A 12,842-nucleotide genomic window follows, 5' to 3' on the forward strand; every position below is an offset into this window, starting at 1 on the left:
GGTCCCCGCCGTGCTGGGCGTCGACGTCGGCACCTCGAGCACGAAGGGCACCCTCGTCGCGCTCGACGGGACCATCCTCGCCGCCGCCGTGCGCGAGCACTCGGTCTCCCGCCCCGCCCCGGGCCACGTCGAGATGGACGCGGAGATCTGGTGGGAGGAGTTCGTGGACATCACCCGCGAGCTCACCGCGACCGGCGCCGCGGACGTCCCTGCGGAGGTCACCGCGATCGGCGTCTCGGGGATGGGCCCCTGCGTGCTGCTCACCGACGAGCGCGGCGAACCGGTGCGCCCCGCGATCCTCTACGGCGTGGACACCCGCGCGGGCGACGAGATCCGCCATCTCACGAACGTGCTGGGCAGGGAGGAGATCGTCGCGCACTGCGGCGGGATGCTCACCTCGCAGGCGGCCGGACCGAAGGTCGCCTGGGTCGCCCGGCACGAGCCGGAGGTCTACGCACGGGCGCGTCGGCTGTTCATGCCGGCCTCGTATCTCGCCTTCCGCCTCACCGGCGAGTACGTGCTCGACCACGTCAGCGCCAGCCAGTCCGCGCCGATGTACAGCCTGCGCCACCAGACGTGGCATCCCGAGTGGGCCGAGCGCGTCGGCCCCGGCCTCGAGCTCCCGGACCTTCGCTGGGCGGGCGAGGCGGCGGGGACCGTGCAGAGCGCCATCGCGCGGCTCGTGCCCGGTCTGCGCGCCGGGATCCCCGTCATCACCGGCACCATCGACGCCTGGGCGGAGGCGGTCAGCGTCGATGCCGCCTCCCCGGGCGACCTGATGCTGATGTACGGCACCACCACCTTCCTCGTCGCGACCACCGTGGAGCCCGTCGCGAGTCGCACCCTGTGGCCCACCTCCGGGGTGGAGCCGGGCGCCTATGCGCTCTCGGGCGGCATGGCCTCCTCCGGGGCGATCACCGGCTGGCTGCGCGAGCTGACCGGCTCCCCGGAGTTCGACGAGCTGCTGGTGGAGGCGGAGGCCAGCGGTCCCGGCGCGAACGGGCTGGTCATGCTCCCCTACTTCGCCGGCGAGCGCTCCCCCATCGCCGACCCCGGCGCTCGGGGTGTGATCGCGGGGCTGACCCTCTCGCACACCCGCGGGGACCTCTACCGGGCCGCGCTCGAAGCGGCCGCCTTCGGGGTGCGCCACCATCTCGAGACGCTCACCGCGGCCGAGCTCGGCCTGGACCGGGTCGTGGCCGTCGGCGGCGGTGCCCGCAGCGACCTGTGGCCGCAGATCGTCTCCGACGTCACGGGACTGGTCCAGCGGATCCCGCGGCGGATCGTCGGCGCCTCGTACGGCAGCTCGATGCTCGCCGCGCGCCTCGCCCACGGCACCGACGTCTCCCGCTGGAACCCCACCGATCACGAGATCGTCCCGGACCCGGCGCGTCGCGAGCGGTACGACGAGCTGTACCGGCTCTACCGCGACCTCTACCCCGCGACCTACGAGATCACCCACGCGCTCGCGGCGATGCAGCAGCACTGAGGCCGGGACTCCCGCACGCCGTTCCCGCGCACCCCGTACGGTGGCCCTACCGGCACCTCCGCGCGCCGGTCAACCGCATCCAGCGCCCGGAAGGGGAGCCCCATGCATGCCGACCGACTCACCGAATCCCTCTGTCACCACGCGGAGGGTCCGTACTGGTCGGAGACCTGGGGCGGCCTGCGCTGGGTGGACATGCTCGCCGGGGACATGCTGCATCTCGGCGCCGACGGGGCGGCCCGGCGCCTGCCCACCCCGAGCCCGGTCGTCGCCTGCGTGCGCCCTGCGGCCGACGGCGGGGCGGTGCTCGCCCTCGAGAAGGGCTTCGGCCTCGAGGACGCCGACGGGTCCATCCGCGCGCTGCCGCCGCTGTGGGACGAGGACGTGCGCATGAACGAGGGCGCGATCGCGCCGGACGGCTCCTTCCTGTGCGGCTCGATGGCCTATGACCAGCGGCCCGGCGCCGCCGCGATGTGGCGCCTGATGCCCGACGGCACCACCACCCGGCAGTTCGGGGACCTCACGATCTCCAACGGCCTCGCCTTCACGGCCGACGGGACGCGCGCCTTCTACGTCGACACCCCCACCGGATGGGTCGACCTCTTCGACTGGTCCGGCGCCGACGGGCTCGTCGAGCGCCGGCCCTTCGCCGACCTCTCCGGCGAGGACGGCAGCCCGGACGGGCTGTGCCTGGATGCCGAGGGCCGGGTATGGGTGGCGATGTTCGGTGGCTCACAGGTGCTGGGCCTGGACGAGCGGGGCGGGGTCGCCGAGCGGATCACGGTGGCGGCGCGCCAGGTCACGGCCTGCACCTTCGGCGGCGAGGACCGCGGGACCCTGTTCATCACCACCAGCCGGGAGAACCTGGCCGACGGGGACGATCCGGCGGCGGGCTCGCTGTTCTCGGTGCATCCGGGCGTCGTCGGCCCCGCCGAGGAGAACCTCTTCGGCGATCCCGACGAGACCGACGCGGACGACTGACCCCGACGCTCCCCCGTCGTCCGGCCGACGACGATTGCGCTCCTGGCGTGACCTCGGGGCCGTATGGCAGGTGAGGTCACGCCAGGAGCGCAGAATTATGCGGCCCGGGCCGGGGTGGCCGCGCTCAGGACGCGGTCGTCGCCTCCGCCGAGCGGTCGCGGGCCACGCCGGTGGCGAGGGAGTCGAGCATGTCGTCGTACTCCTCCATCGCCTTGGCGGGCGGCTGCGGGGTGATCAGGCTGACCACGACCGCGAGCACGAGGCAGATCGCGAAGCCGGGGATGATCTCGTACAGGTGCTCTCCGCCGAAGAGGCCCAGGGTGACATCGAGAGGCTGCTTCTCCGCACCCCAGGACTGGCCCCAGACGAAGGCGACCACCGCACCGGCGACCATGCCCACGGCGGCCCCGGCCATGGTGAGCCGTCGCCAGAACAGCGACAGCAGCACGATCGGCCCGAAGGCGGCGCCGAAGCCCGCCCAGGCGAAGGCGACCAGCGCCAGCACCGAGCTCCCGGGATCCAGGGCCAGGATCACCGCGATGACGGAGACCACGAGCACGCCGACCCGTCCGCCCCACAGCTTGGCGCCGTCGCCGAGCTTCACGCCCACACCGCCGACGATGTCCTCGACCAGCGCGGAGGTGGTCACGATCAGCTGCGAGGAGATCGTGGACATGATCGCCGCGAGCACGGCCGCCAGCAGGACGCCGGCGATCAGCGGATGGAACAGGATCTGGGCCAGGTCGAGGAACACCGATTCGCCGTTGGTCGCATCGGTGATCTGCACGTCCCGGTTCTGCTGGAAGTAGGCCAGGCCCGCCATCGCGGTGAACACGGCGCCGGTCACGCACAGGATCATCCAGCTCATCCCGACGATCGTGCCGTACTTCGCGTCGCGCGAGGAGCGCAGCGCCATGAAACGCACGATGATGTGGGGCTGGCCGAAGTAGCCCAGGCCCCAGGCGACGGCGGAGAGGATCCCCACCCACGTGCCGCCGGAGACGAGGGAGCCGAAGGAGGGGTCGACCTCGCGCACCGAGGCGAACATCGCCGTCGGCCCGCCGACGACGAACATCGCGGTGACCGGCACGATGATCAGGGAGACCAGCATGATCAGGCCCTGCACCACGTCGGTGTAGCTCGCACCGAGGAAGCCGCCGAAGAGGGTGTACAGGATCGTCACGCCGCCCACGAGGAGCAGGCCGGTCAGGTAGGGCCCGCCGAACATCGACTGGAAGAACACGCCGCCGGCGACCATGCCGGAGGAGACGTAGAAGGTGAAGAACACCAGGATGATCAGGCCCGCTGCGATCCGGAGGATGTTCGTGCGGTCGTGGAGGCGGTTGCCGAAGTAGCTCGGCACCGTGATCGCGTTGCCGGCGATCTGGGTGTACTGGCGCAGGCGCGGGGCGACGAAGATCCAGTTCAGACCGGCGCCGACGGTCAGGCCGATCGCGATCCACGCCTCGACCATGCCGCTCATGTACAGCGCGCCGGGCAGGCCCATCAGCAGCCAGCCGGACATGTCCGAGGCCCCTGCCGAGAGCGCCGCGACGAAGGGGTGCAGCTGTCGGCCGCCGAGCATGTAGTCCTCGCCGCCCTTGGTCTTGCGGAAGGCGTACAGGCCGATGCCGATCATGGCGCCGAAGTAGACGGCGAGCGCGACCAGCTTGAAGGCGAGCTCCATGAGGGTCTCCGATCTCTGGTGGGGAAGGGCGGACGGGCCGGATCGGAGGTCCGTGCGCAACGTCGTCGCTCGTGGGCCGCCGGTCCGGTCGGGGACGACGCGCCACCGTACCGGCGCCCGGGGAGGGCAGGTGCCGCGAATCCTACGCCGGGGTGACGCCGATCACCTCGTTCTGTGTCCGGACGGTGACCTCGGCGCGGACGCACGAACGCCCGGCACCCCTCGGGATGCCGGGCGTCCGCCGGTCGTCGATCGGCTGATCAGCCGAACAGAGCCTCGGTGTCGTCGTCGATCCAGTCGAGGGTCCGCTCGACGGCCTTGCGCCACAGGCGCATGTACCGGTCGCGGGTCTCCTCGTCCATCTGGGGCTCCCAGCGCTTGTCCTCGGCCCAGTTGTCGATGACGTCCTGCTCGCCCTCCCAGTAGCCCACCGCGATGCCGGCGGCGTAGGCGGCGCCCAGCGCGGTGGTCTCGATGACCTTCGGGCGCACGACGGGCACTCCGAGGATGTCGGCCTGGAACTGCATGAGGGTCTCGTTCATGACCATGCCGCCGTCGACCTTGAGCTCGGTGAGCTCCACGCCCTCGGAGGCCGCATCGGCGATCGCCGCGTCGAGGACCTCGCGGGACTGGAAGGCCGTGGCCTCGAGCACGGCGCGGGCGATGTGGTTCTTGTTGTGGAAGCGGGTCATGCCGACCATCACGCCGCGGGCGTCGGAGCGCCAGTGCGGGGCGAACAGGCCCGAGAACGCCGGGACCACGAACAGGCCGCCGTTGTCGTCGACCTGCTTGGCCAGGTCCTCGATCTCCGGGGCGTCCTTGATCAGGCCGAGGTTGTCGCGGATCCACTGCACGAGCGAGCCGGTCACCGCGACCGAGCCCTCGAGGGCGTAGACGGGCTTGTTCTCGCCGATCTTGTAGGCGACGGTGGTGAGCAGCCCGTTCTCGCTGCGCACCAGGTCCTCGCCGGTGTTGACCAGCATGAAGTTGCCGGTGCCGTAGGTGTTCTTGCCCATGCCGATCTCGAAGCAGGCCTGGCCGAACGTGGCGGCCTGCTGGTCGCCGAGGATGCCGGCGATCGGGGTGTCGATGAGCAGATCGTTCTTGCGGCCGTGCCCGTACACCTCGGAGGAGGACTTGATCTCCGGGAGCATCGACATCGGGATGCCCATGTCCTTCGCGATGTCCTCGTTCCAGTCAAGGGTGTCGATGTTCATGAGCATGGTGCGCGAGGCGTTGGTGACGTCGGTGACGTGCACGCCGCCGTTCACGCCGCCGGTCAGGTTCCACACCAGCCAGGAGTCGGTGTTGCCGAACAGCAGGTCGCCGGCCTCGGCCCTCTCGCGCGCGCCGTCGACGTTCTCGAGGATCCAGGCGATCTTGGGGCCGGAGAAGTAGGTCGCCAGCGGCAGGCCCACGCGCTCCTTGTACTTGTCGGCGCCCTCATCGCCGGCGAGGCGGTCGCAGATCTTCTGGGTGCGGGTGTCCTGCCAGACGATCGCGTTGTAGACGGGCTCGCCGGTGTTCTTGTCCCACACCACCGCGGTCTCGCGCTGGTTGGTGATGCCGACGGCGGCGAGCTGGTGGCGGTTGATCTCCGCGCCGGTCAACGCCGAGCCGACGACCGAGCGCGTGTTGCGCCAGATCTCCATCGGGTCGTGCTCGACCCAGCCGGACCTGGGGAAGATCTGCTTGTGCTCCTGCTGGCCGGTCGAGACGATCTGGCCGGCGTGGTCGAAGACGATCGCGCGGGTCGAGGTGGTGCCCTGGTCGATCGAGAGGATGTACTTCGTCGAGTCGGTCATCGGAACTCCTTCGTGGTGATGAACGGGTGGTGGTCATGGTGCCGGACGGCCCCGCGCGGCGCACGGGAACCGCCCGGCGGTGGAGGGGTGCGGGCCGGGTCAGAAGGCGAAGCTCGCCAGGCCGGCGAGGACGCCGCCGACGATCGGGCCGGCGATCGGGACCCACGAGTAGCTCCAGTCGCTGCTGCCCTTGTGCGGGATCGGGAGGATCGCGTGGGCGAGGCGGGGGCCGAGGTCACGGGCGGGGTTGATGGCGTAGCCGGTGGGCCCGCCGAGGGAGGCGCCGATCGAGACGACCAGCAGCGCGACCGCGAGGGGGCCGAGACCGCTCGGAGTGCTGCCGAACATGATGATCACGAGCACCAGCACGAAGGTCGCGATGACCTCGGTGACGAAGTTCCAGCCGTAGGAGCGGATCTCCGGACCGGTGGAGAAGGTGCCGAGGATCGTTCCCGCATCCGTCTCCTGGTCGTAATGGGTCTTGTACGCGAGCCAGGCGACGATCGCGCCGAGGAAGCCGCCGATCAGCTCCGCAAGCAGGTACGCGATCGTGCTGCCGGCGGTGACGGCGATCCCGGGGGCGTACTCCGCGGCGCCGCTGGAGAGCAGGCCGAGGGTCACCGCGGGGTTCAGGTGGGCGCCGGTCTTGTAGGCGACCCACACGCCGGCGAAGACCGCGAGGCCCCAGCCGAAGTTGATCATCAGCCAGCCGCCGCCGTTGCCCTTCGTCTTGCCGAGGATCGCGTTGGCGACGACACCGCCGCCGAGCAGGGTGAGCATCGCCGTTCCGGCGATCTCGTACAGAAAGATGGTTGCCATGGGGTCTCCTCGTCGAGCGGCCCCGCAGCTCTGCGGGACCGGTGGCATCCAGTTGGTGGGGAGAGGGGTGGGTCCTGCCCGCCGATGGTCCGCGGGCGGAGTCGCCCGCGGAGAGCCTCCCCGGCCGGATCACGGCCGGGGAGGAGTTCTGGGTCAGCCGCGGCCGGGCACCTCCGCGGCGGCCGCGATGCGGGAGGCGGCCTCGGCGTCGGAGGCGGTGGCCTCACCGGCGAGGCGGGCCTCGATGTACCCGCGGTAGGCCTCGACCTCGGCGCGCACGGCCGTCTCGTCCCAGCCGAGCTCCGGCGCGAGCAGCGCGGCGACCTCGTCGGCCGCCGCGACGCCGCGGTCGCGGGTCTCGTAGTCCAGGCGGGTGCGGCGCTCGAGCACGTCGGCGAGGTGCCGGGCCCCCTCGGCGCGGGCGGCATAGACCACCTCGGCGCGCAGGTAGCGCGGGGCATGCTCGAGCGGGGTCGCGAGCGAAGGATCCTCGTCGATCAGGGCGAGCACGTCGGTGAGCAGGCTGCCGTAGCGGAACAGGAGCCGGTCGACCCGGATCTCGTCGGCGCCGAGCCGGCGGCTGATCTCAGACTTGTCGCGCACCAGGGCCGCGTAGCCCTGCGCGCCGATGACGGGGACCGAGCGGGTCAGCGACGGACGGCCGGGCTCGGTGTCCTTGATCGCGAAGTCGACGACGTCTTCGGCCATCACGCGGTAGGTCGTGTACTTGCCGCCCGCGATGGCGCTCAGGCCGGGTTCGACCTGCATGACGGTGTGCTCGCGGGAGACCTTGGTCGAGCCCTTGTCCGAGCCCTTCTTCACGGGCTGCAGCAGGGGGCGGAGGCCCGAGTAGACGCCGATGACGTCCTCGCGGGTGAGGTCGTTCTTCAGCACGGCGTTGGCGTGCTCGAGGACGTAGTCGATGTCGTCCGAGGTGGCGCCCACGTGGCGGGGGTCCTCGGTCCAGGGGGTATCGGTGGTGCCGATGACCCAGTACTCGTCCCACGGGATGATGAACAGCACCGACTTCTCGGTCTGGGTGATGATGCCGGTGTCGGGGACGGCGGGGATCCGGTCGCGGGCGACGGTGACGTGGATGCCCTTGGAGGCGAGGACCTCGAGGCCGCCGTCGGCCCCGGCGAGCTCCTGCTGGTCCTGGGTCCAGACGCCGCCGGCGAGGATGACGTGGCGGGCGCGGACATCGAACTCCTCGCCGCTCTCCTCGTCGCGCACCCGGGCGCCGACCACGCGCTCACCCTCGTGGAGGTAGTCGACGACGGTGGTGTAGTTCGCGACCGAGGCGTCGAGCTGGGCGGCGGAGCGCACCAGCATCATCACGAAGCGGGCGTCGTCCATCTGCGCGTCGTAGTACTCGAGCGCGCCGACGGCCTTGTCGCCGTCGAGCGCCGGGAACACCTCGAGCATCTTGTCGTGCAGGAGATGGCGGTGGAAGGGGACGGCGCGCTTGCGGCCCACCGACTGCATCACGTCGTAGAGCATGACGCCGGAGCCGATGAAGCCGCGGTCGATGACCTTCTTGAAGAAGGGGAAGACGAACTTGATCGGCTTCACCAGGTGCGGGGCGGTGTGCTCGAGCAGCAGATCGCGCTCGCGCAGCGCCTCGGCGACCAGCTTGAAGTCGAGCATCTGCAGGTAGCGCAGGCCGCCGTGCATGAGCTTGGAGGAGCGGGAGGAGGTGCCGGAGGCCCAGTCGTGGGACTCCACGAGGCCGACGGACAGGCCGCGGGTCGCGGCGTCGAAGGCGGCGCCCGCCCCGTTCACCCCGCCGCCGACGACGAGGACGTCCAGCGGGTTCTCGGCGGTCGTGGCGCGCAGGCGGGCGAGGTGCTCGCCGCGGCCCTCGGGGGTGAGTGCGGATCGCTGCTGTTCGGACACGCTGGCTGCTCCTTCGCATCGGCACCTGGTGATCCCGGCGCTCGCGGCCGGGCCGTCGCGCTCTCCGCGGCGGTGACGCGGCCATCCTCGGACGGGCGTGCAGCACCGCGCAAGCCAGGTGCACGAACGTGCAAGACTGGTGTCCATGACCCCCGCTTCCCGGCTCGAGGACCTCTTCACCGCTGCACGGATGTACTACGGGCAGAGCCAGACCATGGAGGCGATCGCCGGGGAGCTCGGGGTGTCCCGCTCGACGGTCTCGCGGATGCTGCGCGATGCCCGCGAGGCAGGTCTGGTCCAGATCACCCTGCGCCCGCCCGAGGCGCATCGCGTGGAGGACCTCGGACGACGCATCGCCCGTCAATACGGGGTGAAGGTGCACGTGGTGCCGGATCCGCCCGAGGGTGATCAGCGCGACCGCCTCGCCGCCGTGGTCGAGGAAGCCGCGGAGCTGCTCGATCAGATGCTCGAGCCCGGTTCCACGCTCGGCATCGCCTGGGGCACGACGGTCGCGGCGCTGTTGGGCGCGGTGCGACCCCGCCCCGTGCCCGGGATGCGGATCGTGCAGCTCAACGGCGCGATCAACGTCGAGGGCTCGGGCCTGACCTATATCGCCACCGTGCTCGCCCGGGCGGCGGAGCGATGGGACGCGACGGTGCACCAGTTCCCGGTCCCGGCCTTCTTCGACTACGCCGCGACGCGCGAGGCGATGTGGCACGAGCGCTCGGTGCAGCGGGTGCTGGAGACGCAGACGCAGGCCACGGTCGCGGTGTTCAGCGTCGGCGCCTTCGACGCGGAGGTCCCCAGCCACGTCTACACCCACAACTACCTCACGGCCGCCGACCTGCGCTCGCTGCGGGCCGACGGCGCGGTGGGCGATGTGTGCACCGTGTTCCTGCGGGCCGACGGCACCTTCCGAGACATCGCCATGAACGCGCGCGGCTCGGGCACCGCCCCGGACCGGCTGGCCCGGATCCCGCGGCGTCTCCTGGTCGCCTCGGGCTCCCGCAAGGCGCTGCCGCTGCGGGCGGCACTGCGGGCCGGGGTCGCGACGGACCTGGTCATCGACGCGGTCACCGCCACGGCGCTGCTGGCCCTGCGCTGAGGCGACCCGCCCTGCTCTGCACGGCAGCACCTCTGCCCTGCCCCAGCCCCACGACGCCGTCCGCCGGCTCCCATCCTCGCGACGCCGAGACGTGGCTATGTGTCGGTATGGCGGCGGATAACGACACAGATCCACGTCTCGATCGCGACCGGTCGGCGCCCGGGCAGGGCGACGCGGTCGGGAAGGGCTGCCGGACGGCGGGACGAGCGGCCGCCGCCGGGGATCAGGCAGTCACCCGAGTGATCATGCGGTCAGCGGGGGTGGATCAGGCGGAAGCGCTCGCAGACGACGGGCATGTCCGGGGCGAAGCCGCCGTCGGAGTGCTCGGTCCAGAAGCGCTCGTGGATCTGCCGCCAGGCCGCGAGGGTCCGGTCGCCATCCCCCTCGGAGCGGGCGTGCTCGGCGGTGACCTGGTCGAAGGGGACGGTCACGACCTCCGTGGTCTCCAGCACCGCGCGGGGCGCGCCGCTGCCGTCGAGGATGATGGACAGCTCGCCGACCTCCGGGAGCGGGTCCCCGTCGGCCTCGTAGCCGCAGAGCGAGGAGGCGGTCCCCGTCTTCACCCCGTCGAGCACGAAGCGGAGCAGCCCGTCGGCGTGCTCAGGGGTGGCACCGAACGCCCAGGCCTCCGGCCTCTGCTCGGGCAGCTCGGGTCGGGCGGTGCGGGCCTCGGCCCAGTACTGCTGGAGGGCGGCGTCGTCGCTGGTCACCGCCGCACTCTACCGGGCACGGAGGCCATGTCGGACCTCTTTTCTCTCAGCCCTCCGCGGCGGAGAGGTCGAGGCGCTCGGGGTGGGTGTAGAGGTTCATGCGGCCGTCGCCGTCCTCCCGCGCGCGGGTGAAGCCGACGAGCGTCTGGCCGAACTCGCGGGCGGTCTCGACGGCCAGGGAGCTCGCGGCGGAGACGCAGGCCACCAGCGGTATCCCGGCCATGCAGGCCTTCTGGACGATCTCGAAGCTGGCCCGGGAGGAGACCAGCAGGAAGCAGTCCCGCAGCGGCAGGCGGTCCTCGAGCAGGGCCCAGCCGATGACCTTGTCGACCGCGTTGTGCCGGCCCACGTCCTCGCGGACAACGAGCAGGTTCCCCTCGAGGTCCACGAGCGCGGCGGCATGGACGCCGCCGGTGCGGGCGAAGACGGCCTGCTGGTCGGAGAGCTCGCGGGCGGCGCGGAGGATCACGTGCGGGTCCGCCACCCAGGACTGCAGCAGCGTGTAGCGGCTCTTCTGCCGGACGGCGTCGATGCTCTCCGCACCGCACACCCCGCAGGCGGAGGTGGTGGTGAAGGCGCGCGCGACCTGGGGCAGCAGCTGCGGCCGGGTGGTCGTGAAGTCCATGACGTTGTAGGTGTTCTGGGCGAAGCCGCTGCCGGCGTCGACCACGGCGCCGTCGCAGTAGCGGGCCTCGGCCACGTCCTCGCGGTCACGGATCAGACCCTCGGCGTGCAGGAAGCCGTGGATCAGCTCGACGTCGTTGCCGGGGGTGCGCATGGTGAGGGAGAGCTGCTGCCCGTTCAGGCGGATGTCCAGCGGCTCCTCGACGGCGACATGGTCGCCCTTGCGTCCGGCGTAGAGCTTCCCGTCCCGCACCCGGACGGTGCGGATCCGCGTGCTGTCGGTGACCCTGCCCATCCCTCGAGGATAGTCCGCTCACCTGGGGCGCGGCCGGGCACGGGACGGGGCCGACGAGGGACGTGCGCGGGGAGAGCCCGACGGGGCATGCCGCGGGCCGACGGCCCGGCGAGGGCAGGGCACGGGAGGACGGCCGACGCTCCGGTCACGGCGCCGGAGGTGCTCCGGCGCTGCGGGCGGTCACTCCTGGGCGTCCTCGGCGGCTTCCGGCGCACCGGTGCCGTTGCGACCGTTCTCCGCAAGGCGCTTGGCGAGGTCGAGCTCCAGCTGCCAGCCGTGGAGGTTCTCCTCGTAGTTGCGCCGCCGCACCGCCTCGTCCAGGCCCAGCTTCGCGAAGCCGCGCTCGCGCACGGTCAGCCGCACACGGTTCCGGGCCGCGGTGCCGGCGGGGTCGATCACGAACTCGACGGTGTTGTTCGGGGCGTCGGAGATCTCGCCGAGCCCGCCGCCCAGCCAGCGGAACGCGACGCGGTTCGGCGGCTCGTGCGCCTCGATCGCGAGCTGGAAGCTGCCGTGGACGGGATCGACCACGTGCGTGACCGGGCCCGACGTGGTGATCTCGTGCTCGCGGTGCTCGCCGTCGTTGATGAACCAGCCGGGTTCGCGGATGACCGCGAACACCTTCTCCGCGCTCGCGTCGATCAGCACGCTGTGCACGATCTCGTCGGGGACGGGGGCGTCGGCGGGGAGGGACTGTGCGTCGGCCATGGCGGTGCTCCTCGGGTCGGGGCGGCGTCGTCGCCGTCTGCACGAAGCGTGCCAGAGATCGGCGGCTCGGGCGAGGCTCCTCCTCCGGCCGACGGGTGCGGGCGGCCTGCGCGCACGAGGCCGCCCGCCCCGGCTGGAGGGCGGGCGTCCTGCGAGGTCAGTCCTTCGTGACCGCGGCGGCGAGCAGGTTCAGCGACTGCTCGAGATCCTCCTCGGGGATCATCGGGAAGCGGATCTGCTTGAGCAGCTCGGGATCGGTGACGTCGGACCAGCTGTAGGTCAGCGACACCTCGGTCGCGTCCGAGCCCTGCGGGGTGAGCTCGTAGAGCCACTCCCAGCCCTTCGGGCCCTCGGGGGCGCTGCCGTCCTCCCCCTCGGGAGCCGGCTTCCAGCCCACCATCTTGTTCTCGTCGTATGCGGTGACGAAGTTGTGGGTTCGGTAGTCGCCGCCCATGTGGTCGCCGTGCATGTTCATCACGAACTTCTCGCCCGCGGCGGTGATCCGCTCGGTGTCGTCGGCGGCGCGGACGAAACCGGAGCCGTCGAACTCGTGGTGGCGCGCGGGGAGCGTCAGCACGCCGAAGATGTCCTTCGAGGGGGCGTCGATCGTGCGGGTGACGGTCAGATGGGTCTGCTCTGTGTTCATCCCTCCACCCTGCCGCGGAAGCTCCGCGATGTCACGCCGCGACGACCGGGCGGTCGAACTGCCTGCTCACCGCGGCGCAG

At 71.5% G+C, this 12,842-nt stretch carries 11 protein-coding genes; 3 read left to right on the forward strand and 8 right to left on the reverse strand.

The annotated features are described in order from the left end of the window. The first annotated feature begins 10 nt into the window (after nt 1-10). A complete protein-coding gene (locus tag DS079_RS13275) occupies nt 11-1,489 on the forward strand; it encodes an FGGY-family carbohydrate kinase (protein WP_206516171.1) in 1,479 nt (492 codons plus the stop codon). A gap of 102 nt (nt 1,490-1,591) precedes the next feature. Beyond that, the gene (locus DS079_RS13280) at nt 1,592-2,467 is read left to right on the forward strand and encodes an SMP-30/gluconolactonase/LRE family protein (RefSeq protein WP_126988345.1); all 876 of its coding nucleotides are present in this window, start codon (nt 1,592-1,594) and stop codon (nt 2,465-2,467) included. 124 nt (nt 2,468-2,591) lie between these two features. Here the strand turns inward: DS079_RS13280 and putP are convergent, their stop codons facing one another. The 4 genes from putP to DS079_RS13300 form a co-directional block, all read right to left on the reverse strand. After that, nucleotides 2,592-4,154, reverse strand: coding sequence for a sodium/proline symporter PutP (gene putP, locus DS079_RS13285; RefSeq protein WP_126988346.1), 1,563 nt, complete (start codon nt 4,152-4,154; stop codon nt 2,592-2,594). A 260-nt stretch (nt 4,155-4,414) separates the two neighbouring features. Continuing rightward, nucleotides 4,415-5,959, reverse strand: coding sequence for a glycerol kinase GlpK (gene glpK / locus DS079_RS13290; protein ID WP_126988347.1), 1,545 nt, complete (start codon nt 5,957-5,959; stop codon nt 4,415-4,417). Nucleotides 5,960-6,058: 99 nt separating this feature from the next. Continuing rightward, entirely contained in the window at nt 6,059-6,778 is a 720-nt protein-coding gene (locus DS079_RS13295) for an MIP/aquaporin family protein (RefSeq protein ID WP_126988348.1), read from the reverse strand. A gap of 153 nt (nt 6,779-6,931) precedes the next feature. Continuing rightward, the gene (locus DS079_RS13300; RefSeq protein ID WP_126988349.1) at nt 6,932-8,674 is read right to left on the reverse strand and encodes a glycerol-3-phosphate dehydrogenase/oxidase; all 1,743 of its coding nucleotides are present in this window, start codon (nt 8,672-8,674) and stop codon (nt 6,932-6,934) included. Nucleotides 8,675-8,819: 145 nt separating this feature from the next. Here DS079_RS13300 and DS079_RS13305 point away from each other — a divergent pair, with 145 nt between their 5' ends. After that, nucleotides 8,820-9,779 carry a sugar-binding transcriptional regulator gene (locus DS079_RS13305; RefSeq protein WP_126988350.1) on the forward strand — a complete coding sequence of 320 codons (960 nt, stop codon included), beginning with the start codon at nt 8,820-8,822 and terminating at the stop codon, nt 9,777-9,779. Nucleotides 9,780-10,030: 251 nt separating this feature from the next. Here DS079_RS13305 and DS079_RS13310 read toward each other — a convergent pair whose 3' ends face one another. From DS079_RS13310 to DS079_RS13325, 4 genes are all read right to left on the reverse strand, one after another. Then, entirely contained in the window at nt 10,031-10,489 is a 459-nt protein-coding gene (locus tag DS079_RS13310) for an ASCH domain-containing protein (RefSeq protein WP_126988351.1), read from the reverse strand. A 46-nt stretch (nt 10,490-10,535) separates the two neighbouring features. Then, on the reverse strand, nt 10,536-11,408 hold the full coding sequence (fdhD, locus tag DS079_RS13315) for a formate dehydrogenase accessory sulfurtransferase FdhD (RefSeq protein ID WP_126988352.1): 873 nt from the start codon (nt 11,406-11,408) through the stop codon (nt 10,536-10,538). A gap of 180 nt (nt 11,409-11,588) precedes the next feature. Then, nucleotides 11,589-12,116: an SRPBCC family protein gene (locus DS079_RS13320; protein WP_126988353.1), complete on the reverse strand. Its 528-nt coding sequence runs from the start codon at nt 12,114-12,116 to the stop codon at nt 11,589-11,591. A gap of 157 nt (nt 12,117-12,273) precedes the next feature. After that, on the reverse strand, nt 12,274-12,762 hold the full coding sequence (locus tag DS079_RS13325) for an SRPBCC family protein (protein ID WP_053915900.1): 489 nt from the start codon (nt 12,760-12,762) through the stop codon (nt 12,274-12,276). Nucleotides 12,763-12,842 lie beyond the last annotated feature (80 nt).

The sequence above is a fragment of the Brachybacterium paraconglomeratum genome (assembly GCF_003994255.1).
Lineage (GTDB): Bacteria > Actinomycetota > Actinomycetes > Actinomycetales > Dermabacteraceae > Brachybacterium > Brachybacterium conglomeratum.